We start from the raw sequence: 24,505 nt of genomic DNA, 5'->3' as shown, positions 1-24,505 counted from the left end.
TTTCACCTATTTAACGTTAAGGCAGTTACTTTTCCAGCAAAGGCTGGAGCTGTTTGTCGATTGCTTCGCGGGCTCTGAAGATACGAGACCTTACAGTTCCGACTGGGCAATCCATAATATTGGCAATATCCTCGTAACTCATACCGTCTAACTCTCTAAGCGATATCGCCATTTTTAATTCTTCAGGCAAGGTATCAAGCGTATCGAAGATCACTTTACTCATTTGATCTTTCATTAATAAACGCTCAGGTGATGCAAACTCTTTTAACGCATCACTACCTTCATAATATTCTGCATCTTCAACATCAACATCGTTTGCAGGTGCTCTGCGCCCTTGTGACGTAAGATGATTCTTTGCGGTGTTTACCGCAATACGGTACAACCAAGTATAAAATGCACTCTCACCACGAAAATTCGCTAACGCTCTATATGCTTTAATAAAGGCTTCTTGTGTCACATCTTGCACATCCGCTTGATTGCGAATATAACGAGAAATCAAACTCATCACTTTATTTTGATACTTTAGCACTAACAGGTTAAATGCGTTTTTATCGCCTTGCTGTACTCGTTCAACTAATTGTTGATCACTATATTGTCCACTCATCCGAGCCGACTACTCCTAAATCTGTAATACTGATTTCTCAGTCGCTCGAATCCTGTTCATATAAGTAGACTCACTGATATGAAAAAAGTTCGATGTTGAATTAAAAAAAGTTAATTATTTTGAGATATAAATAAAATAACTAAGCAAAACCGCAATAAAACGCGCTGTAAAAGTACCCAGTCTAGATAATTTGATTTACTATAATCAAACCACTTGGCCACACCATGATACCTGATGAAACAAGCAGTTGAACACCAATCTGATATTTTGGTCATCGGCAGCGGCGCTGCAGGACTGACTTTAGCATTACATCTAGCTGAAAAATCAAAAGTAATTCTTCTTTCTAAAGGTCCTTTGTCTGAAGGTTCGACCTTGTATGCCCAAGGTGGAATTGCATCAGTATTTGATGAAGGCGATACCATTGAGTCTCATGTAAGTGATACTTTAATTGCTGGCGCAGGATTATGTGATAAATCGGTTGTCACCTATACCGCAGAAAACGCCAAAAGCGCCATGCAGTGGCTCATTAGCTGTGGCGTCGCATTTGATAAAGAAGAAACGCTCGCCGGAAACAGCACCGCAGCCATGCCATATCACCTAACTCGTGAAGGCGGCCACAGCCATCGCCGTATTTTACATTCAGCCGATGCTACCGGTAAAGCTGTACAGACTACATTACAAGAGCGCGCCCTTGCACACCCCAATATTACAGTGCTGGAGCGTTATAACGCGATTGATCTAATTACTACGCGCAAACTCAACCGTCCTGGTAACCGAGTACTTGGCGCTTATGTCTGGAATCGAGATGAAGAGCATGTCGAAACCGTCAAAGCAAAGTTTGTTGCACTGGCGACTGGTGGCAGCTCAAAAGTATATCAATACACTTCCAATCCAGACATTGCCAGTGGTGATGGAATAGCCATGGCATGGCGCGCAGGCTGTCGTGTTGCCAATATGGAATTTAATCAATTTCATCCAACGTGTTTATTCCACCCTAACGCTCGAAACTTTTTACTTACCGAAGCATTACGTGGTGAAGGGGCTTATTTACGTCGCCCTGATGGCAGCCGTTTTATGCCAGACTTTGACGAGCGTGCAGAACTCGCACCTCGTGATATTGTGGCTCGGGCAATTGACTACGAAATGAAGCGCCTTGGTGCTGATTGTGTCTATTTAGATATCAGCCACAAGCCTGCTGACTTTATTATTAAACACTTTCCAACTATTTATCAGCGCTGTCTTGAACTTGGGATTGATATCACTAAAGATCCTATTCCAGCAGTCCCTGCCGCTCATTACACGTGTGGTGGCGTGATGACAGATCTGCACGGTCAAACCGACATTAACGGTTTATACGCTATTGGTGAAGTGGCTTATACAGGCTTACATGGCGCGAACCGCTTAGCCAGCAATTCATTATTGGAATGCTTAGTGTTTGCCAGAGCTGCCTCTCAAGATATTGAAAGTCAGCTGCATAAAATTGCTATGCCTTGCCCGTTACCTGTTTGGGATGAGAGTAAAGTCAGCAACTCTGATGAAGAAGTTGTCATTGCCCATAATTGGCACGAGTTACGTCTCTTTATGTGGGATTATGTCGGCATAGTTCGAACCGATAAACGCCTAGAGCGCGCGCTTAGACGGTGTTTGATGCTGCAACAAGAAATTGAAGAATATTACTCAAACTTTAGAGTTAGCAATAACTTACTCGAATTGCGTAATTTAGTGCAAGTTGCAGAATTAATTATTCGTTGTGCCATGGATCGTAAAGAAAGCCGAGGTTTACACTACAACATCGACTATCCTGAGCAAATTGATAATCCTAAACCAACTATTTTACAACCCGGGCGCTAAGGAGTGGTTAAACTTCCAAGGTTAATGTTGCCGCAAATGATTGGCCATTTTTACAAGGCAGAGACTTTGAGGTGTAGTGATGTTACATAAAAAGCCGATAACGCAGAAAATGATCATCAGACATTGCCCGAAGGATTATTAAGACAGTTTACGTTGTAACAATATCCGACACAGAGTGCGATACTCTGTGTCGGATAGCATATCTTGCCATACCCACACCCATCTATTTTCACCGGTTTGAGTCTCTCGCAAAAAGATAACACACACTATGGGAGTGACTATGGGGTGACGGCTAAATTCGACTAGACAAACCTCAGATTCAGCATCCGACAAAGCTGCAATACCCGTTTTATCGACATTAAATACGCAATGCCATAAGCTTGATTTACGCCAGCAATACACCAGTAAGCCTAAGGTTAGCATCACTAATAGCAATTGTATCAATAGGTATAAAGATGATGAAGACGCTGGCCAAGCTAAAAAGCTGCACAGTATTACAGCAAAAAAACACACTAGTGCGAATCGATATAAGAATGAAGCACTCAACGCAAATTGATGCTGATGAGTGCTAAAAGAGCGGGTAGAAGTTGCAGAAGCGTTAAGGCGCTGCTCGTCCACGAACTTTCACTATCATGTCGGCGAGTTGCGAGTCAGGGCATTGTTCATGACCCATAAACCAAGCAAATAATTCAGGGTCTTCACATTCCAGTAAGCGGATAAACGTTTGCTTGTCAGCATCGGTCAATGCTTCATAATGTGCTTCAACAAACGGCTGAAACAAAACATCTAACTCTAACATTCCACGACGGCATGCCCAGCGTACACGAGCAATATTCATTAATTCCAACGCAATCTCCTAATGCTAGCTAATACGGTGTTCAAAACTTTGTACTTGAAGGTCTAACCCTGCAAACAAATCACCAAAATCAGTGGCTAATAATGATTTAACTGCAGGGTGTTGGATCATGCGTTCAGCAAACATGACATGATATTCTTCTTGTATATCGTTGGTTTCACCAAGTAAAACCATTCCTTGCGACAGTATATCATGACGATAAATAGACGGTGCGACAAAAATGCCTCGATTAAAATACCCAAATGCTTTCATCATCTCGGCATCATCAAATTCACCCAATATATTTACGTTTAGATTTTTTTCAGCAAACCAACGATGCAGTTGTTGCCCAAGTGAAGTGCGCTTACCTGGAATAAGTAATTTACGCTCTTCAAGACAAGCAGGAAAAGGCAGAGTTGATGCTTCTGCAGCAAAAAAACTAATGCCACACTCACCTAATTTTTTCGACAAAATTTCAGGGTACTTAAGTGAACCACCGGCACAATCCGATAGGATCATATCTAACTTATGCTCGCGTAGACGCTCGATAAGACTTTCATGAGTGGACTCATAACAGGCTAAATGCACCGACCCATCGTTAGGAATCACGGTTAACAACACCCTGCTGACTAATGCCTTAGATAACGCATCTGCAATACCCACTTCAAATAACAATGAGTTGTCTTTTTGGTAATTGAGTAAATCGAGCATTTCATAGCTCAAGCTAAACATTTTATCGGCATAGCGAAAAACCAATTCACCTAACTCTGTGGCAACCAAATTTCGCCCAACACGTTTAAACAACGACCCTTTAAGGCGCTCTTCTAATGCCCGTATTTGGCCTGTGATGGTTTGTGGCGCAAGACACAGTGCTTCGGCCGCTTTAGTCACCGAGCCTTTTTTTTGTACCATCCAAAAATAATACAGATGGTTATAATTTAAATGCTGCATATCATTCAAAAACCTAAAAAATTAATCACTCTACTATAGCAAAAAACTACGATGGCAAATCATTGGTATTTTTAGCGGTAAATACTTATACAAAAACGCAGCCCTGAGGCTGCGTTAAAATAGCATAGTCGCTACTTAGGTCGTGGACAATCGAGTAAACTAGTAATAACGGTTTCTAACTCATCGCTATTACTCACGTTATTCAATGACACTTGCTCAGTTAACGCTGACACCACTTCTTCTTTAATCAATATGTGGCTTGAGCAGTAATTAACATTGGCAGTTTGATAGCGTTTCCCTGCTCGGTATTTTAGTGCGCGCGATTCATAGTTATTAGGATCTATACGTTTCTTTGCCTGATTGTCGCGATACATCAACGCACCATCGACAACGCCTTCCAGGTAACTCTGACACGTGGCCGACTCTGATGATTTTAAACACACATCAAACGAGTTTGCAGAGGCTGGGATAACAAATGCACTCAGTAATAGTCCTAATGATAATTTAAATAGTTTCATGGTTTTCTCCTGTCTTAGGCAGAACTTTGGCTAACCAAAAATAACCAATCAGCGCTGCAAATAACGATCCTGTTAAAATGCCTAATCTTGCATAATCACCATAAGCTGCTGGTGAATGTTCAAATGCTAACGATGCAATAAAGACTGACATGGTAAAGCCAATACCACACATTACTGCTACGGGAATAATTTGGTTCCAACCAATCCCTGGTGGTAACTCTGCTAATTTAAGTTTTACCGCCGCGTAGCTAAATAGTAATACTCCGATTGGTTTACCTAACATCAGTCCCATCATAATCCCTAACGTAATCGGTTCAGCAAATGATTCTAAAGACATATTAGTCAATGATAGTCCAGCGTTAGCAAATGCAAATACCGGTAAAATCAAGAAGGTACTCCAAGGGTGAAGCTTATGTTCTAAGCGCCCTTATGGCGAAGCGCCTGATTTATCACGTAATGGAATACAAAATGCGATAATAACGCCTGCTAATGTCGCATGAACGCCAGACTTCAACACTGCCACCCATAACACAAAACCAATTAATGCATAGGGGGTTATTGCACTTACACCTCTGCGATTAAGCGCCACCATCAATACAATAGAAACCGCAGCAATAATTAAACTCATCATAGATAAATCGGTGCTGTAAAACAGCGCAATAATCACAATTACGCCCAAATCATCAATGATTGCCAATGCCAATAAAAACACTTTTAACGCAACAGGCACTCGACTGCCTAACAACGCCATAATACCTAATGCAAAGGCAATATCAGTTGCCGCGGGTATAGCCCAACCCACTTGGGTTTCAGGATTGGTATAATTAAACGCCAAATAAAATAATGCAGGAAATACCATACCGCCAATCGCGGCAAAACTCGGTAAAGAAGCTTTAGCGACACTTGAAAGCGCACCTTCTATCAGTTCGCGTTTAACTTCAAGGCCAATGAGTAAAAAGAACAATGCCATTAAGCCATCGTTAATCCAGAGTAATAGTGGCTTGTTGATGTCTAGCTCACCTACACGCAATTGCACTCCGGTACTCAAGAAGCCCTGATATAAATCCGCTAACGGCGAATTAGCAAGTACCATTGCCAAGGCCACTGCGACCATCAACAAAATACCACCGGCAGATTCTTGACTGACAAAGTTTCTAATTGCACGTTCCATATAACACTCCTTTATGAACAATAGATTGACTCTACAGTATCAACTCAAACAATAATAATCGATTCTTTCTGCTAATTAACTCGGTTTTACCGAGGTGTTGATGGCATTATTCTTTATTTTTAAGCTTAAATTAAAATTTTGGCGCATAAAGATTTGGTTGCGTTGATTAGGTATAATCGCCAAAAGCAAAAAAGGGATTGCAACATATGAAACAGTATTTAGATCTGTGCAAACGTATCGTAGATGAAGGTGAATGGGTCAATAATGCCCGAACCAACAAAAAGTGTCTAACTGTCATTAATGCCGATTTGGTATACGATGTTGGCAACAATCAATTCCCGCTCGTCACCACACGTAAAAGTTTTTGGAAATCGGCAATAGCTGAAGTGTTAGGGTATTTACGTGGTTATCAAAATGCTGCTGATTTTAGAGCGTTAGGCACCAAAACATGGGATGCCAACGCCAATGAGAACCAAGCATGGCTTAATAACCCAAACCGTAAAGGTCATGACGATATGGGTCTCATATATGGTGCACTTGGGCGTGCATTTCCAAAACCAACCGGTGGCCATGTCGATTTATTACAACAAATAGTAGATGACCTCAGCAACGGCATTGATAACCGAGGAGAAATATTAACCTTTTATCATCCAGGCGCTTTTGACCTGGGCTGTTTACGCCCTTGTATGTACGAACATCATTTTTCGCTTCTAGGTGACACCTTGTACCTCAACAGCACTCAGCGCAGTTGTGATGTTCCGCTTGGCTTAAACTTCAATATGGTTCAAGTGTATGTGTTACTGGCCTTAATGGCACAAATAACCGGCCACAAAGCCGGTAAGGCATACCATAAAATCGTTAACGCCCATATTTATGAAGATCAACTGGCGCCGATGCGTGACATTCAATTAACACGCGAGCCATTTGCCTCACCTAAGTTAATAATCAATCCCAAAATCACCAGCTTAAACGACATTGAAACCTGGGTAACATTGGATGATTTTAGCGTTGAAGACTATGAACATCACGATGCAATCAAATATCCTTTCGCGGTTTAAATACCCCTAAAAAAATGCCCTTGTTATCACTTAACAAGGGCATTTTTTTACTCGTCACTTATCTATTGAGTTAACTCAGTAGTAGCTTTAAGCCAACAACAACTAACAGACAGGCAAAGATTTTTTTCAATACAGGCGTAGGCCAAGAACTAGCGGCTTTAACTCCAAGAGGAGCACACAATATTGAACTAATAATGATACCGCATAGTGCAGGTAAATAAATAAACCCAAATGCACCTTCGGGCAAATTGGGCGCATCAAAGCCGGCAATGATATAACCAATAGTGCCTGAAATTGCGATAAACATACCCGTTACCGATGAAAACCCAACGGCTTGGCGCATTTGTAATCCGCAATAACTTAAGAAAGGCACCAGCAACACTCCACCACCAATCCCCATTAAACCTGCAATGAGCGCAATCACAATAGATATGCCAAATAGCACGACAAACTTCGGCATGTTGTCACCGGTTTTGACCTTAAATGGAAATGCCATTTGAATCGCCATTAATACGACGAATATCGCAAAAGTTTGTTGCAAGTCTTCAGATGAAATTTGCTCAGAGACAAATGCAGAAGCCAAAGACCCCACCACAATGCCAGGCATAATAGGTTTGAATAATTCCCAGGGAACATTACCGCGTTTATGATGAGCGGTGGCTGATGACATAGACGTTAAAATAATCGATGCCAATGAGGTTGCAATCGCGACATGAGTTAACTGCCCTACGCTCACGCCAACTGACGGTAAAATATACAGTAAGGCAGGCACAATAATGAGCCCGCCACCAATGCCCAATAACCCCGCCAGGAAACCAACAATTGAACCAAGCAACAGACAAATAATAAAAACCTGTAGCATACTATCCATACGACATCCTTATTCTTACTTTCTAAACAATACGCTACATATTGGCTAATTTATTTGATCCAAATTATGGATTAATCAAATCGGCGAGGTCATGTTGCTGTAAAAAATGGCTTAATAATGTTCGCACTTGTTGGCCATTAGATTGACTCAATACTGTTTTGAGTAGTTCAGATAAATCTTGTTGTGAAACACGCCTAAGCAGATAGTTAATTCTGGCTAAACTGGCTTGGTTCATACTTAACTTATGGTAGCCCATCGCCACTAACAGTAAGGCACCATAAGGTTCTCCTGCTAATTCACCGCAAACACTCACATCTAAATCATAACGCTGACAGTCATCAACGGCGATTTTTAGCGCACGTAATATCCCCGGATGATAACTGTCAAACAAGGAGCTGACGCTAGGGTTATTACGATCGACGGCTAACAGATATTGAGTTAAATCGTTGCTACCCACTGACACAAAATCGACGCGTTTAGCCACATCTTGTAATTGATATAACAACGCGGGCACTTCAAGCATCACGCCGACTTTAGGTCTGACTAAAATCGTGTTGAGCTCGTGGTTTAGTTCGGTAAATGCCTGCTCAAGATACGCCAAAGTTTGATCGATCTCATCGAGGTTACTCACCATAGGCAATAAGATTTGCAGCTGATTACCTTTACCACCTGCCTGCAACATGGCGCGTAATTGCACCAAAAACAATTCAGGATGATCAAGCGACAAACGAATACCACGCCATCCTAAAAAGGGGTTATCTTCTTTGATGGGAAAATATGGTAACGGCTTATCGCCGCCCACATCTAAGGTGCGCATAACAACAGGCCGCTCACCTGCTGCACTTAACACTTGTTTATAAACATTGATTTGTTCGCTTTCACTTGGAAAGCGTTGATGCAACATAAACGGGATTTCGGTGCGATAAAGACCAATACCATCGGCGCCTTCAGCCACCTCAGATGCCATACCGCTCAATAAGCCAGCGTTAAGGTACAACTGGATCCGCTGACCGTCTGTTGTTATTGACGGTAAACTCAACTCTGCTGAAAATTGTTTTTGCTTTTCGACATCGGCATCTAGCAGTAATTGATACTCTTCAATCACAGCCGGTGATGGCGACACGAGTAACTGACCACGTGTCGCATTAAGCACTAAGAGTTTTTGATCGATATCGGTAGACAGAATACCTTCAGCCGCCACAATTGCCGGGACACCAAGCGCGCGGGCTAATATAGCCGCATGGGCGTTAACCCCACCACGCTCAGTTACAATACCTGCAAGCTTTTGTCTTGGAAACTCAGCAAGTAATGTCGCATCAACCTCTTTAGCAACTAAAATAACCGGCTTATCAGGATCGACCTCTAAACGCCCAGGTTCAATCAATTGCCGCAGGACTTTTTGACCCAGTTCACGAATATCGCTAGCCCGCTCTTTTAAGTACGGGTCTTCCATCGCCAAAAACTGTTCAATGTAACGAAGAGAAACACGGCTGACCGCCGACTCGGCTTGCCAGCCAAGAGCAACCTCTCGGGTATACTCGCCACCTAAACTCGAGTCATCGAGCAGGAGCTGGAATGCGGTAAAAATAGAGGCGACATCACCTGATTTTTCACGTTCAAAACGCTGTGAAATAGATGACAACATGTCGTTGCAGCGCTGCATAGCGTGTTTGAGTCGGCGTAATTCACTGTCGATGTCGGCGCACTGTAATTCTGGCTGCTCTAATGAAATCGTGCCACCGAGCACTAAACCATGAGCAATCGCAATACCGCTTGATGCCGTTACGCCACTAAATACAACTTGATGCTGAACATTGGTAATAGTGGCTTTATGTTTAAGACTTCTTATCACAACCGCAAGCTGCGCGGCCAAGGTCATTAAAAATGCTTCTTCATTTTCGCTAAACTGTCTTGCTTCAGGTTGCTGCACCACAATAACGCCAACAACCAGCTTTTGAAAAATAATCGGTACCGCCAAAAAGGCTCGATATTCTTCTTCTACAGCTTCAGGAAATAATTTAAAGCGCGGGTGAATACGTGCATCAGCCAAATTTACGGCTTCTTCACGTTGAGCAACTAAGCCAACTAATCCTTCAGACAAAGGCATGCTGACTCGGCCGACAGCGGACTTTTCAAGCCCTTCAGTGGCCGATAACACCAGATTTTGTTGCTCGAGGATATAAATAGAACAGCAATGTGTCGCCATCGCTATACGCGTTTGCGACACCAAAATATTTAATGCACTCTCCAGGCTGTTTGCTCTTGCAACGGCCTGGGTGATATCCCTGAGCATATTTAACACGGTTCCAATCCTCTATGAAATCAGTTAACTCCGTTGTTTGCTTCGTTTCTTACTAAACTCGCGCGTTTGTAGCGCTAATGTCGTCGATGCGAACTCTTTCATCACCTTTCTATATACATCGCGCTTAAAAGACACTACCTGACGTACAGGGTACCAATAACTCACCCAACGCCAATCATCAAACTCTGGGTGACCAGAAGAATTTAAGTTAATGGTATTATCGTGACCTTTTAATTGTAGTAAAAACCATTTCTGCTTTTGGCCAATGCAAACGGGTTTGCTTTCCTGGCGCACCAAACGCTTAGGTAAACGGTAACGTAACCAAGAACGAGTGGATGTTAAAATTTGTACATGCTCAGGTCTCAGTCCCACTTCCTCATAGAGTTCACGATACATGGCTTCTTCTGCCGACTCACCATCGTCCAACCCACCTTGTGGAAACTGCCATGAATGTTGGCCAAAACGCCTAGCCCACATTACTTGTCCAAATTTATTGCAGATAATGATGCCCACATTTGCGCGAAAGCCGTCGCTATCAATCACATGGACTCCAAAATTAACAAATTTTATATCGTTTGATTGTTTCACAAAGCATGCCTATCGGCAAACCTCTATTTACTCACAATTCACCTTAGTATGCTGATTAATTAACCTAAAATCAGGAAATTGCATATAAATAAGCCTCTGTCTCAATTCTCGATAATATTGACTCATACTTTTGCTTGCACTAATACCCGCACGCACGCCCATATCACACTATCAATACCGCGACCGCAATCTCCTTCATTGTGGATAATTGAATAACATCGTGAACAAATAAACTTTATCAACAGTTACAGTCAACACATTGCGACATTATCCACAAAATCTGTGGATATCTCTGTTCGAAACTTTGGTAAACCTTAATTACGCTGTAAAAACCAACGGATATCAATTTCGCTCAACCATGGAAATTTCACCATTAAATCATTTTAAAACATTAACTTAAAAATAGTAAATATTTAGAATAATGATCGATCGCCAAATTTGAACAAAAAACACACAGCCCCAAATAAGTTCACCAATTAACTTAACCCTCGGTAAGTTATACACAAATAACAAGGCTTTTTTTAAAATAAACTGTTAAAAAAGCCATTTTATTGCGTTGACTTGGTCTTTTTAATCAGTTAAAGGCATCGAAAACCACAGTTATCCATTAAATCTGTGGATAACTGTGTGTGAAATACAGGGGAAAATAGAGAGTAACTTGGGACAAATCGAATACACTAGAAAATATGACTATTAAAATCAAATTAAAACAATTACTTAACTCATTTTTATATCTTTATTTATGACACCCTGCCAATAAGGTCGTTTTTTAACCAGCAAATGAATATTCACTAAACTTGTTATTATTAATCAATACTTGTTAGCATACTGCACGCTGTTTTTACTCGATTAAAATCTGGCGCAAAATATAAACGATATGCATCGAAACATTGTATGCCTATCGGCTTGAACAGGCAGTACAGCATTACGATTAATGGGTTGAGCTGCTGATATAGACTCACCCTCCCATTCATTATCGACATCAATATAAAGGTACCGATTGACTCATGGCCAAATCGTCTCCAAAAGACATTCATGAATTAATGCAAAGAGCGCATGATTTGGCGGGGATCCGTCTTGCTGATATTGCCGCAGATAACCAAATATCGGTACCCGAAAATCTCAGACGCGATAAAGGTTGGGTTGGCCAGTTGATCGAGTCTGAATTGGGGGCATTAGCCGGTTCAAAGCCTCAACCAGACTTTATTCATCTCGGTGTTGAGCTAAAAACGATCCCAATTGATTGTAAAGGTAAACCGCTAGAAACCACCTATGTCACCGTCGCACCATTGGTCAATATTCAAGGCTTATCATGGCAAGACAGTGTGGTGTTTCATAAGCTGCAGCATGTATTGTGGGTGCCTGTAGAAGGAGAGCGTAGTATTCCTGTCGGCGAAAGGCGTATCGGTACACCAATACTGTGGCAACCTAATGCTTTACAAGCACAACAACTGCAACAAGATTGGGAAGAAATCATGGAGCTTATTGCATTAGGCAAAGTCGATAAAATCACTGCTCGCCATGGCGAGGTGTTACAGCTGCGGCCTAAAGCGGCGAATAGTCATACCCTGACGGAAAGCATTGCCGAAGATGGCAGCATACAGTTATCTAACCCACGAGGTTTTTATTTGAAAATCGAGTTTACCCAGCAAATTTTAAATAATGCATTTGGCTAAATTGACATCTACCATAATGTGGTCTGAGTTCCATCATTAGGACAAAAGTTTGCACTAAGGCACATTTTTCTGCACATCTCTTGATCTACATCACAAATAAACTATCCCAATCGAACCGTTATTCTATAAACTACTCCGCTTATAACTCAGCCATTCGGACACGTAATCTCCTAGTGAAAGCACGCCGCCAGACTCAAAAATTATTATTCGCTGTGTTTGCCTGGTGCGTCGCAATGGCGTCATTTGTGTTTTTTCGTTATTCACAATCTGCACAACTTCCAGACTGGGCAATCAGCAATGCCGATCTCGCCACACTCGCGGTATTTATGGGGTTTATCTTTGGTGGACTGCATTGGATGTCGAATTTAATCGCCGACTTTAGTGCAATCAGCCGTCTGCCTTATTTGTTTTCAGTGGTCTTTAAAGGCCTGTTTTTACTGCTCGGCGCCACAACGCTTGCTTATGTCACTCAGTTTTTAAATATGTGGGCGATTGACAACCACATGGTGACTCTACGTCAAATGCTCAGCATTCATATTATTTACAGTCCATCGTTCCAAGCCCTGGTAGTCTACCTTGTTGTGGTGCGGGTCAGCTTAGCGTTTATTGAACAAATGGCGCTTTTGGTGGGGCCCAAAGTGCTACTCAATATTGGATTAGGCAAATACCATAAGCCTCGATATGAGCATCAACTTTTCTTGTTTATCGATATGGTGTCGTCGACTGCACATGCCGAGACTCTGGGTGATTACCGCTTCAGTCGCTTAATTCAAGATAGCTTTAGCATGCTGGCCGATACCGTATCGGACAATGAAGCAGAGATATACCGTTATATGGGCGATGCGGTATTAATCCATTGGCCTTTAGAGCAAGGCATAAAGCATGATCGCTGTATGAACATTTATTTTGAGTTTTGCCAGCAACTCAAATGGCAAACTCACTATTTTGAGCAGCAATATGGGTTTGTGCCTAAATTTAAAGCAGCGGCGCACTGTGGCCAAGTCGTTGCGGCAGTGGTGGGGGTACATAAACAAGAGATCAGTTTCTTTAGTGATGTACTCAACACACTAGCCAGGCTGCAAGATCAATGTAATCCATTAGGCCAAAGAATGCTGTTATCTGGGGATGTGGTACATCGTCTTGAGCAGCAAAATAGCCAATACCAATTAACTGATTTAGGCCCTATTGTTCTCAAAGGAAAGCAACACCCAATTGAAGTCTTTGGTGTTGCCCCGATCAAATCGACAGACTCATAATGCGTCTATTTTTTGCTTGGTAATTCTTGCGCAAGTAATTTTTTTTGTATCGCTAACCCTAAAGTTCTAAAGGTAGAAATACGGCTGGTTGTTTGACGCCATACCAGACCGATATCTCGGTAAGGCGCTTCACCCGGTGGATCCATGGCAATCAGATCGGTGTCATGTAAAATCCCGGTATCGATAGCCATTTGCGGTAAAAAAGTGGTGCCTAATTTACTATTCACCATCTGCACTAACGTATGCAAACTAGTCGCGGCAAATGGATTGACCTTAGCACTGTCACCTAACTGACAAGCAGTAATAGCATGGCCAGTAATACAGTGTTCTGCTTGCAGTAAAAATATGCTTTCATCAGGCATTTTTTGATAATCAATTGGCTGAAGAACACCTTGTGATAACTCTTTATGCATCACCATCTTAAATGGATCAATACCCACTTTCATACTGTGAAATCCATTGGTGTCTACAGGCAAAGCCAAAATCAATAAATCAAGCTCCCCTTTAGCTAATGCATCAAGCAGACGCTCTGTGGTGTCTTCTTTTAACAATAAACTCAGCTTTGGATAATCTTGCTGGCACAGTTTCACTACACGACTCAGTAAAAATGGCGCAATCGTCGGAATACAGCCTAAACGGATCTCGCCCGTCATTGGCTCACCCTGGTTTTTGACCAACTCCACTAAATCATCAACGTTGGTTAAAATATTTCGCGCACGTTCAACAACCTCTTCACCAATTGCGGTAAACATAAATGATTTATGATCCCGTTCGATCAATTGATAACCGAGTTGTTCTTCAAGGTTTTGGATACCACTAGACAAGGTCGACTGACTCACAAAGCACATTTTTGCTGCACGATTAAAGTTCTGCTCTTGGTGAAGATGCACTAAATAATAGAGATTCTTGAGGCTAGGAAGATTTTTCATTTTAACGATTACCATTACCGATGTTGATTCAAATAATGAATTAAATAAGGCGAAATAACAAGTGACTCATCAGCATTAATACCAATTCCATTAATTATCTGGTCATTCAGCGGGAGTTCTGTGCCTTCTAGGCAAATAATAGAATTGTAGGCATAGTTGCTCTCGGCAACTGCTCCTGCGTTGCTCTACCTCCTGCATCCATGCAGTCGTACGTCAAAATGCTATTAAGCAGCATAGAAGGCACAGAAACCCGCCTTGCAGGAGACACTCAGACCGTTCATTTCTTTGTTGCATTGCCTTAGAAGGGAATATCCATTATTTCAACAATGCGCCTCAAACTGAACAATCTGAGTGTCTCTGATTGGTCACATAATTAATGGAATTGGTATAATGTGACAAACACCCATAAAAAAAGCCTCATTAATAGAGGCTTTTTTTAATTAGCGTAACAAGAATGGAAAACGATTATGCTTTGGCTTCTAAGTACACTTTAAGTTGTTGTAAATCGTTAGCGGCATGCTCAACAATTTGGCCAAGCCAGGTTTTATGTTCCGCATCCCAGTTAGCTTCTTCGCTATGCTGTAATAGCTGGGCAAATTGTTGAATGCGTTTTAAACCCACAGAGCCAGCTGCACCTTTAAACTTGTGCGCTTCTGCACATAAGGTTTCTTTGTCGCTTGCTTCATCAGCTTTAACTAAGCTACTGACATACTCAGGCATTAACTGCTCAAATAACACCACGCTTTTTAATAAGGTCCCAGCACCAATGGCACTGATATATTGCTCAAGGGTATTGAGATCCAATATTGAGTCTAACTGTATTGTGGCCATCGAGGCACCTCTATTAAAATCTAACGCTATAAAATTACAGACATAATACCGAGTAAAATACCCTATGCAAGACTTGCAAATGGATTGCCGCATTTTTATTTAAAATAATAACAAGCCATTAACACCACTGTTCCACTGGTATTACCAATGTTTAAAAAAAGCTCATTTTGATACTAATTTATCCAATTAGATGATTAAAAATACTAAAGCCCTCACTCAAGAAGAAAGAACTAGGCCATCTTGTATTGCCCGGTCAATGCACTGCCCTGTCCGCCGTATTCCCGAAGCTCATCAACAATTGCGACCAAACCATCCCAGCGATAAGCACACCAGTCGGGCGCGAGTAACATCGGCTTTTTAGCATAAGCGGTAACACGATGATAAATAATGTGTTCTGGTGTGTGGCGAATCAGAGTCGCGGCGGCAGAAGCATAGTCTTCAAGAGATAATAATGACATGGGTTTATAACGCCATTGTTTAGCCATAATGCTGCCTTCGACAATGTGCAACGGATGGAGTTTAATGCCATCAACACCTATACCTAATACGGTTTGCAGACTGTTAAAATAATCAATTGTCGTTTCGCCTGGCAGGCCCAAAATTAAGTGCGTGCACACTTTAATTCCGCGTGAGCGTGCTGAATGCACTGTTTTGCGGTATTCATTTAAATGATGACCACGATTAACCCGTTTTAGCGTTAGCACATTACTTGTTTGCAATCCAAGTTCTAACCATACATCTAGGCCTTGCTGTTGATACTCAACCAGTAAATCGATCACTTCATCTGGCACACAATCTGGGCGAGTACCAATATGCAACCCCACAATATCCTTATCTTTTATGGCTTGGTCATATTTGAGCTTTAACTGGCTGAACTCATCGTATGTACTCGTATACGCCTGAAAATAAGCAATATACTTTGCGTTTGAAACTTTGGCTGGTCGATTTTTTTGATTATTGCTAAGGGGTAAATGGGCTCGTGACTTGCCTTGTGCAAGCTGTACAGATATCGGTTGATCAAGACCTTGCTGACGATTAAACGAGGCGACATTACAAAAAGTACAACCGCCAACGCCTAAGGTGCCATCACGATTTGGGCAGGTAAATTGCGCGTCTATGGTCAGCTTTTTGATGCGCTCACCATAGCGATTTTTGCAGTAAGAGCCAAAAGTATTAACGTAATCGTCTAAGCCCACAATAAGTCCCTAATAATATCCAAAAGGGCGTCAGTTTAGGGAGCAGTTAAACGTCTGTCTTGGTGCTAAATCAATAAAATGTTTGATCAACTCAAGTATGCTGCAAACTGAGAGGGTGAAGGGAAAATCGTTTAAAACAGTGGCAAGCTGATTGATATGACTAAAAGTGAATAGTTACTCATTTAGAATAATTTTTTACCCATTAACTGTGTTTGAAATAAAATTCACTATTTTTATTTCAAAAACAATTTTAACTGATTGTTGCCAAAAGGTAATCATTTGTTTGAATTATTTCTAAAATTGTTTTTATTCATAAGGTTATAGCAGCAAAACCACAGTTGACGTTAACGTAAACTTGTTGGGTTTCATGCTTTTTTTGGTAATTATATTTCAGTTTGTTGCATTTTTTTGGTTTGACCTTTATGCATTCTCAGTTTAATTTGAATGGTTCGGGTGCATATCTATGGAATGTTTCACATTTACCCCGAGTCGTATCCAGTAGAGGTTTAGGGGGTTTTTTGTATGAGCTTGTATCATCCCAGTTTTGAGCGTGACAATTGCGGATTTGGTTTAATCGCACAAATGGACGGTGACGCGAGTCATCGCATCGTGCGTACCGCAATTCATGGTCTCGATCGAATGAAGCATCGTGGTGGTATTGCAGCTGACGGACGCACAGGTGATGGCTGTGGTTTATTAATGCAAATGCCTACGGGTTTCTTTGAAGCTATCGCCGCAGAAAACGATTGGCACTTAAGCCGAAAGTTTGCCGTCGGTATGCTGTTTCTCAGCCAAGACGAACAACGTGCTGATGAAGCTAAATTTATTTTAGAAAAAGAACTACAAAGAGAAACACTGAGTGTTGCAGGTTGGCGTAAAGTACCGGTTAATCCAGATGTTCTGGGGGAGATTGGCCGTGCAAGTTTGCCACAAATTTATCAAGTTCTGATTAATGCGCCAGTGGGATGGCGCGAAAAAGATCTTGAACGTCGTCTATACATGGCGCGCCGTCGTCTTGAACAACAAATTACCGATGACAAAGATTTTTATGTAGCCAGTTTATCTGGCCAGGTGATTGTCTATAAAGGCTTAATGATGCCAGCTGATCTGCCATCATTTTACACTGACCTTGCCGACATTCGCTTAAAAAGTGCTATTTGTTTGTTTCACCAGCGCTTTTCTACCAATACATCGCCAAAATGGCCATTAGCACAACCGTTTCGCTACTTAGCACACAACGGTGAAATCAATACCATTACGGGTAACCGTCAATGGGCACGTGCGCGTGCCTACAAGTTTAATTCACCACTGCTGCCCGATTTGCAACAAGCCGCACCGTTTGTGAACGAAACCGGTTCAGATTCATCATCGCTAGATAACATGCTCGAAATGCTGTTATCGGGTGGTATGGACTTATACCGCGCCATGCGTTTGCTTATTCCACCTGCGTGGCAATCAAACCCGGAAATGGATGACGAGCTTAAAGCCTTTTATGACTTTAACTCCATGCACATGGAACCCTGGGATGGCCCTGCGGGTATTGTAATGACCAACGGTCGTCATGCCGCTTGTGCAGTTGACCGTAATGGTTTGCGCCCTTCGCGTTATGTGATCACCAAAGACCGGATTTTAACCTTAGCCTCAGAAGTCGGCATTTGGGATTATGCGGCTGATGAAGTAATTGAAAAAGGCCGTGTCGGTCCAGGTGAACTACTGGTGCTTGATACAGTAAATGGCCGTTTATACCAGTCATTTGAAATCGATAATGACTTAAAACGTCGCCATCCATACAAAGAATGGATGTCTAAAAACAGCCAAACCTTGATACCAGCCGAACAAATAGCGCCCACCAAACAAGGTGCCAGCGGCTTTGATAACAAAACGTTACTGCAATACCAAAAGCAATTTGGCTTTACTCGTGAAGAGTTAGAGCAAGTCATTTGGGTGCTCGCAAGTCAAGGTGAAGAAGCCATCGGTTCAATGGGCGATGACACGCCTATGGCAGTATTGTCGAAAAAGTCACGTTCATTATATGACTATTTCCGCCAAAAATTTGCTCAGGTCACTAACCCGCCTATCGATCCATTACGTGAAAAACACGTGATGTCGTTAGCCACATGTGTGGGCCGTGAACAAAACTTATTTAGCGAAACCACAGGTAATGCTTACCGAGTAATGTTTAACTCACCGATTTTATTATTCAGTGACTTTAACCAACTACTCGGCTTAGACAGCACTAACTACCGTGCTAATACAGTTGACTTAAACTACGACTCTCATGAAAGCTTAGAGCAAGCCATTCATCGTATTACCGATGAGGCTGAACGCTTAGCACGCAGTGGGACAACGTTATTAGTGCTATCAGATCGTGCTGTTGCGCAAAATGCCCAGGTGATCCCTGCTGCGATGGCTGTAGGGGCGGTGCAAACTCGTTTAGTTGATAAGAGCTTGCGCTGTGACACCAACATTATTGTTGAAACCGCATCAGCGCGCGACCCGCATCACTTTGCCGTATTACTCGGTTTTGGCGCGACGGCAATCTACCCATACTTAGCGTATGAGTCAATTTCTGCAATGGCCAAATCACACCAGATAGAAGACGTTACCCCATTAATGCTTAACTTCCGTTACGGCATTGAAAAAGGCTTACGTAAAATCATGTCAAAAATGGGCATCAGTACCGTAGGTTCATACCGTTGTAGCCAACAATTTGAAGCTGTGGGTCTGGCAAGCGACGTTATTGAGTTATGCTTTAAAGGCGTGATTAGCCGTATCGAAGGCGTGAGCTTTGAGCATATCGCAAGCGATCAAAAGATCCTCCATACCGCGGCTTATCGAGCACATGTACCATTACCGCAAGGTGGATTACTCAAATATGTTGAAGGTGGTGAATACCATGCCTTTAACCCAGATGTTGTAAACACTTTACAATCATCACTTAAAAACCAAGATTATGTTGAGTACAAAAAGTTTGCTCGCCTGGTCGATGACCGCCCAGTGGCAACGTTACGTGATCTTATTGGCATTAAAGGTCAACTAGACGCTATCGACACTGACAAAGTAGAAGGCGCAGAAACCTTATATCCACGATTTGACAGTGCTGCAATGAGTATCGGAGCACTAAGCCCTGAAGCTCATGAGGCGCTAGCGGTTGCAATGAACCGTTTAGGCGGCCGCTCAAATTCTGGTGAAGGTGGAGAAGATGCAAAGCGCTTTAACAGCGAACGTAACTCGGCCATTAAACAAATTGCATCGGGTCGTTTTGGTGTAACAGCGCACTACCTTGTTAACGCAGATGTACTGCAAATTAAAGTCGCTCAGGGCGCAAAACCAGGTGAAGGTGGTCAGCTACCAGGCCATAAAGTCAGTGTCGAAATTGCAGGCCTGCGTCATGCTCGTCCTGGCGTCACCCTGATTTCACCACCGCCGCATCACGACATCTATTCAATTGAAGATTTAGCCCAGCTTATTTTCGATTTAAAACAGATCAATCCAAAAGCCCTTGTGTCGGTAAAACTGGTTTCAGAACCCGGTGTTGGCACCATTGCGACCGGTGTGGCAAAAGCGTACGCCGATATGATCACCATTTCTGGTTACGATGGCGGCACAGGTGCAAGTCCAATTACCTCTGTTAAATATGCCGGCTCTCCTTGGGAGCTTGGTTTAGCTGAAGTGCATCAATCGCTAGTTGAAAATGGCCTACGCCATAAAATCCGCTTGCAAGTAGATGGCGGTTTAAAAACCGGAACAGATGTGATTAAAGCTGCCTTACTGGGCGCTGAAAGCTTTGGTTTTGGGACTGTGCCAATGATCGCACTAGGGTGTAAATACTTACGTATTTGTCATTTGAATAACTGCGCAACCGGTGTGGCAACACAAGATAAAAACTTACGTGATAACCACTATCACGGCTTACCAGAACGCGTAATGACTTACTTTGAGTTTGTGGCTCAAGAAGTGCGCGAATGGATGGCGGCGTTAGGCGTGAGTAAGTTTGAAGACCTAGTGGGGCGCAGTGATTGGTTACACGCCATTGAAGGCCAAACCGATAAGCAGCGTGGTTTAGATTTAACACCCATTTTATATAAGCCAACGGTAAAACCAAACTCAGCTCTGACCTGGAAAGAAATCAATCCTCCATCAGATGTGGGTCAGTTAAACCAAACGCTATTGGCAGACTGCTCAGCGGCAGTTGAAGCGGGCGAGTCATACTCGTACCAGTACTCAATTAACAATACAGACCGCTCAGTTGGCGCAGCATTGTCTGGCTTTATTGCCACTAAAATTGGTGTAAAAGGGGCAAAAGAGCCAATTAGCCTAGGTTTTACTGGTAGTGCAGGTCAGAGCTTTGGCGTATGGAACAGCCCAGGTCTTGAACTTAAGCTATGCGGCGATGCTAACGACTATGTTGGCAAAGGCATGTCTGGCGGCAAGATTGTCATTCACCCACCGATTGGCAGCCCATTCCAAAGTGAGCGCAGTGCCATTATGGGTAACACCTGTTTGTATGGTGCAACCGGCGGTAAGTTATTTGCTGCAGGCCAAGCTGGCGAACGTTTTGGCGTGCGTAACTCGGGTGCTATTGCCGTCGTTGAAGGTGTCGGTGATAACGGTTGTGAATACATGACTGGTGGCATCGTGGTTATTCTTGGTAAAACAGGGGTTAACTTTGGTGCCGGTATGACCGGTGGCTTTGCTTACGTGTTTGACCAGTTTGGTCGCTTTAACCGCCGCGTTAACACTGAAATGGTTGATACTCAAAAAGTTGAATCAACCATCCACCAGCAGCACTTAAAAGGGCTAATCGAAACTCACTTTGCTGAAACTGGCAGTGAACACGCTAATTTAATTTTAAGTGATTTTGAAAACTGGTTAGATTGTTTCGTACTAGTTAAACCAAAGAATATTGCCGTTGCTGACCTGCTTAAAATTGAGCAGAAGAGTCCGGAATTAGTTGTAAAGGCAGGATAATCATGAGCAATGACTTTCAATTTATCGAAGTGGGTCGTGCAGACCCCGTAAAACATGAAGCCAAAAAACGTGCTACGCAATTTATTGAAATTTATCAGCCGTTTACTCAGCCTGAAGTTAAAGAGCAAGCCGATCGTTGTCTTGACTGTGGCAACCCTTATTGTGAATGGAAATGCCCGCTGCACAACTACATTCCAAACTGGTTAAAACTGGCTGAACAAGGTCGCATTATGGAAGCGGCAGACCTGGTTCACGAAACCAATACCCTGCCAGAAATATGTGGCCGGGTATGCCCACAAGACCGTTTGTGTGAAGGTGCTTGTACGCTTAATGACGACTTTGGTGCTGTCACCATTGGTAATGTTGAAAAATACATTACCGATACCGCCATTGCTCAAGGTTGGCGCCCAGACATGACCAAAGTCACCCCGCGTAAAGAGCGGGTTGCGATTGTTGGTGCCGGCCCAGCAGGTTTAGGTTGCGCGGATATTTTAGCCCGTAATGGCGTACAAGCCGTGGTGTATGACAAATACCCGCAAATTGGTGGCTTGTTAACTTACGGTATTCCATCATTTAAACTGGATAAAGCCGTCATGGCAACCCGTCGCTCAGTACTTGAAGGCATGGGTATTCAATTTAAAATGGGCGTGACCGTAGGTAAAGATGTGAGCTTTCAAAGCCTGCTAGATGAATACGATGCTGTATTCCTTGGCATGGGAACTTACACCGCCATGAAAGCCAAGTTACCCAACGAAGATGCCCAAGGCGTTATTCAGGCGCTACCTTACTTGATTGGTAACACTCATCACTTAATGGGGACACAAGACCAATCAACGCCCTATTTAAGCCTTGAAGGCAAAAACGTCGTAGTGCTAGGCGGTGGTGACACTGCCATGGATTGCGTACGTACAGCAGTGCGACAGGGTGCTAAAAGCGTGACTTGTGCATACCGTCGTGACGAAGCCAACATGCCAGGCTCACGCCGTGAAGTGCAAAATGCGCGCGAAGAAGGGGTTAACTTCTTATTTAATCGCCAACCAGTGGCCATTAAAGCCGAAAATGGCGTAGTGGTTGGAATTGAATGTGTGGAAACCCAAATGGGTGAAGCAGATGCAAGTGGCCGTCAACGTGCTGAAATCATTGCTGGCAGTGAGCAAGTACTCGAAACCGATGCACTGATTATCGCCTTTGGTTTCCAGGCTAGCCCTGCTGCTTGGTTTAGCGATTTTGGTATCGAAACCAACGAATGGGGCCTGGTAAAAGCCACTAAAGTTGACGATAACCCATTCCAAACCACTAACCCGAAAGTGTTTGCTGGTGGTGATATGGTGCGCGGCTCAGACCTAGTGGTCACCGCTATTGCAGAAGGTCGTGATGCCGCGATGGGAATTTTAAACTACTTAGATTAACCAATTGAACTACGTAGCCTGTGATTGATTGCAGGCTACTAACAATTATAACGTACCGAGTTTGCTTGTGAATTTTAGCGCATCATTATGATGCGCATTTTTTTGCCCAACCGTCGGTAATTATTTTTTGGCGGTACTCACCAAGAAATGACTAAATAAGGTGTTTTTTAATTCAGGATGTTCGCTCGAAAACTTTACCCCAAGGGTCATTTCTCCCTCAAGTTGCTGCACCTTAACCGCTGTTCCGGTTAAAATACCTGACATTTTTTCATCAATAGAAATCGCTACATGCACTTCGGCATCTTGCTCAATATTCATTGATTTAGGCGCCAGTGTGACAAAACAACCTGTCAACGAAAAGTCGAGCATTTTAGCGTTGATTTTATTATCGTCGTGCATAATAAACACATCTTGCTCAATATCGACGCGCAATTGCTCACGCACTTGTTTCTTAGTAATCGATTTAGGCACACTCAAACACAGCATACGTACAGGTTGATTTACCACAGATAATATCGTTGATTTAAAGGCAATGATGTCTTTAAAACCACTGTTGGTCATCGCTCTCACCACAATCTCAGCATTGGCTAACATATGCTGATAGGCTTCAGAAAAATCTTTGGTGGGAAACTCAATCAATATAAAACGATTAATTTGATAACCAATCAAGCTTGAACGAGATTGTAATTTTTTGCCATTGGCAAAATGGATCTCAATAAACAGATCCATGCCGATATCGATTAAGCGTAAATCGTCAAGTAACTCGCTCGCTGGGGTTTTTACCATAAAGCTTTCACCCTGTAAGTGGACGTGATAGCGCTCTGTTTTATCAACTTATTAAACCAAAATATTATCATTAACATAAAGATAACAGATTTCGTATTGTTCTACCTAGAGCACATTATTGTTTATGAATAAAATGTTGTTTAAAACAAATCAGGCCAGCAAATGCTGGCCTGAAATACGAATAGCTACATCGTTATTTTACCGTAAATTTAGTATCTTCATCTCTCAGTAAGTACAGGGCAAAACACGCGGCCCACATTGGCCATGCAGCAAAAAACAGTAAGTTATTAAATGCATCAAAGTATTGATTAAATGCTGACAAGGTTGACGCGCCATGCATTAAGAATATCACTCCGTATGTGATGCGTTTTTTAATCCCAAGTACAAAGGCAATCACCAGTAACAATTGCAAACCGCCCATAATGTACGCTGCGACTTCACTCACCCCACCAATACCGTAAAACTTTTCAAATATTTTCATGCTGTGGCCAGGATTGACAAACTTGTCCAATGTCCACACAAGCATCACGATAAACACGCCGACGCGTAAAGACAGTAACGACCATTGCAATTTACTTTGAACGTCGCTGTTTAGTGTTGTTTGCATCTTAATTCCTTAAAAAATATAAATAAAACTCATTCTGCTGAGCTTTTAATAGGCTAAACTGGTGTTAACGACAAAAGTTAACCAGCCCCCAAGGG

General features: G+C 42.6%; 19 protein-coding genes and 1 pseudogene. 6 read left to right on the top strand and 14 right to left on the bottom strand.

The annotated features are described in order from the left end of the window. Positions 1-25 precede the first annotated feature (25 nt). Positions 26-604, bottom strand: a complete 579-nt coding sequence (rpoE, locus tag GQA99_RS06310; RefSeq protein ID WP_160053050.1) for an RNA polymerase sigma factor RpoE — start codon at positions 602-604, stop codon at positions 26-28. Positions 605-838: 234 nt separating this feature from the next. Between rpoE and nadB the strand changes: the two genes are divergently transcribed. Further along, positions 839-2,455, top strand: coding sequence for an L-aspartate oxidase (gene nadB / locus GQA99_RS06305; protein ID WP_160053049.1), 1,617 nt, complete (start codon positions 839-841; stop codon positions 2,453-2,455). A 138-nt stretch (positions 2,456-2,593) separates the two neighbouring features. Here nadB and GQA99_RS06300 read toward each other — a convergent pair whose 3' ends face one another. The 5 genes and pseudogenes from GQA99_RS06300 to nhaA form a co-directional block, all read right to left on the bottom strand. After that, the gene (locus GQA99_RS06300) at positions 2,594-3,073 is read right to left on the bottom strand and encodes a protein YgfX (RefSeq protein WP_160053048.1); all 480 of its coding nucleotides are present in this window, start codon (positions 3,071-3,073) and stop codon (positions 2,594-2,596) included. Further along, positions 3,054-3,302, bottom strand: a complete 249-nt coding sequence (locus GQA99_RS06295) for an FAD assembly factor SdhE (protein WP_160053047.1) — start codon at positions 3,300-3,302, stop codon at positions 3,054-3,056. Before GQA99_RS06295 ends, GQA99_RS06300 begins: the two co-directional genes overlap by 20 nt. A gap of 15 nt (positions 3,303-3,317) precedes the next feature. After that, positions 3,318-4,241 carry a transcriptional activator NhaR gene (nhaR, locus tag GQA99_RS06290; RefSeq protein WP_160053046.1) on the bottom strand — a complete coding sequence of 308 codons (924 nt, stop codon included), beginning with the start codon at positions 4,239-4,241 and terminating at the stop codon, positions 3,318-3,320. A gap of 131 nt (positions 4,242-4,372) precedes the next feature. Next, positions 4,373-4,759, bottom strand: coding sequence for a hypothetical protein (locus GQA99_RS06285; RefSeq protein WP_160053045.1), 387 nt, complete (start codon positions 4,757-4,759; stop codon positions 4,373-4,375). Beyond that, positions 4,746-5,930, bottom strand: a pseudogene (nhaA, locus tag GQA99_RS06280) (Na+/H+ antiporter NhaA). Before nhaA ends, GQA99_RS06285 begins: the two are co-directional and overlap by 14 nt. 206 nt (positions 5,931-6,136) lie before the next feature. Between nhaA and GQA99_RS06275 the strand changes: the two are divergent. Then, positions 6,137-6,988 (top strand): thymidylate synthase, encoded by an 852-nt coding sequence (locus GQA99_RS06275; protein WP_160053044.1) that lies wholly within the window; start codon positions 6,137-6,139, stop codon positions 6,986-6,988. Positions 6,989-7,058: 70 nt separating this feature from the next. Here the strand turns inward: GQA99_RS06275 and GQA99_RS06270 are convergent, their stop codons facing one another. The 3 genes from GQA99_RS06270 to rppH all read right to left on the bottom strand — a co-directional run bounded on the left by GQA99_RS06270 (position 7,059) and on the right by rppH (position 10,704). After that, the gene (locus tag GQA99_RS06270) at positions 7,059-7,859 is read right to left on the bottom strand and encodes a sulfite exporter TauE/SafE family protein (protein ID WP_160053043.1); all 801 of its coding nucleotides are present in this window, start codon (positions 7,857-7,859) and stop codon (positions 7,059-7,061) included. Positions 7,860-7,923: 64 nt separating this feature from the next. Then, entirely contained in the window at positions 7,924-10,161 is a 2,238-nt protein-coding gene (ptsP, locus tag GQA99_RS06265; RefSeq protein WP_160053042.1) for a phosphoenolpyruvate--protein phosphotransferase, read from the bottom strand. A gap of 24 nt (positions 10,162-10,185) precedes the next feature. Next, positions 10,186-10,704: an RNA pyrophosphohydrolase gene (gene rppH, locus GQA99_RS06260; RefSeq protein ID WP_124017220.1), complete on the bottom strand. Its 519-nt coding sequence runs from the start codon at positions 10,702-10,704 to the stop codon at positions 10,186-10,188. Between the two features lie 1,052 nt (positions 10,705-11,756). Here rppH and mutH point away from each other — a divergent pair. Together mutH and GQA99_RS06250 are read left to right on the top strand one after the other, a co-directional pair. Further along, on the top strand, positions 11,757-12,425 hold the full coding sequence (gene mutH, locus GQA99_RS06255) for a DNA mismatch repair endonuclease MutH (protein WP_160053041.1): 669 nt from the start codon (positions 11,757-11,759) through the stop codon (positions 12,423-12,425). A gap of 233 nt (positions 12,426-12,658) precedes the next feature. Then, a complete protein-coding gene (locus GQA99_RS06250; protein ID WP_229785837.1) occupies positions 12,659-13,681 on the top strand; it encodes an adenylate/guanylate cyclase domain-containing protein in 1,023 nt (340 codons plus the stop codon). Positions 13,682-13,686: 5 nt separating this feature from the next. On the opposite strand, the gene oxyR is transcribed toward GQA99_RS06250, so the two are convergent. The 3 genes from oxyR to mnmL form a co-directional block, all read right to left on the bottom strand. Continuing rightward, positions 13,687-14,610: a hydrogen peroxide-inducible genes transcriptional activator OxyR gene (oxyR, locus tag GQA99_RS06245; protein ID WP_160053039.1), complete on the bottom strand. Its 924-nt coding sequence runs from the start codon at positions 14,608-14,610 to the stop codon at positions 13,687-13,689. 465 nt (positions 14,611-15,075) lie between these two features. Further along, positions 15,076-15,441 carry an Hpt domain-containing protein gene (locus tag GQA99_RS06240; protein WP_160053038.1) on the bottom strand — a complete coding sequence of 122 codons (366 nt, stop codon included), beginning with the start codon at positions 15,439-15,441 and terminating at the stop codon, positions 15,076-15,078. Between the two features lie 230 nt (positions 15,442-15,671). Beyond that, positions 15,672-16,637 carry a tRNA modification radical SAM protein MnmL/YtqA gene (gene mnmL, locus GQA99_RS06235; protein WP_160053037.1) on the bottom strand — a complete coding sequence of 322 codons (966 nt, stop codon included), beginning with the start codon at positions 16,635-16,637 and terminating at the stop codon, positions 15,672-15,674. A gap of 522 nt (positions 16,638-17,159) precedes the next feature. Between mnmL and gltB the strand changes: the two genes are divergently transcribed. Together gltB and GQA99_RS06225 are read left to right on the top strand one after the other, a co-directional pair. After that, complete coding sequence (gltB, locus tag GQA99_RS06230; protein ID WP_160053036.1) at positions 17,160-21,608, top strand: glutamate synthase large subunit; 4,449 nt, start codon at positions 17,160-17,162, stop codon at positions 21,606-21,608. A 2-nt stretch (positions 21,609-21,610) separates the two neighbouring features. Continuing rightward, complete coding sequence (locus GQA99_RS06225; protein ID WP_160053035.1) at positions 21,611-23,017, top strand: FAD-dependent oxidoreductase; 1,407 nt, start codon at positions 21,611-21,613, stop codon at positions 23,015-23,017. 120 nt (positions 23,018-23,137) lie between these two features. Here the strand turns inward: GQA99_RS06225 and GQA99_RS06220 are convergent, their stop codons facing one another. After that, positions 23,138-23,803: a flagellar brake protein gene (locus tag GQA99_RS06220; protein ID WP_160053034.1), complete on the bottom strand. Its 666-nt coding sequence runs from the start codon at positions 23,801-23,803 to the stop codon at positions 23,138-23,140. Between the two features lie 193 nt (positions 23,804-23,996). Continuing rightward, positions 23,997-24,410 (bottom strand): hypothetical protein, encoded by a 414-nt coding sequence (locus GQA99_RS06215; protein WP_160053033.1) that lies wholly within the window; start codon positions 24,408-24,410, stop codon positions 23,997-23,999. Positions 24,411-24,505: the final 95 nt, after the last annotated feature.

It is taken from the genome of Shewanella litoralis, from assembly GCF_009828585.1.
Lineage (GTDB): Bacteria > Pseudomonadota > Gammaproteobacteria > Enterobacterales > Shewanellaceae > Shewanella > Shewanella litoralis.
This window is presented reverse-complemented; position numbering and strand designations above follow the sequence as displayed.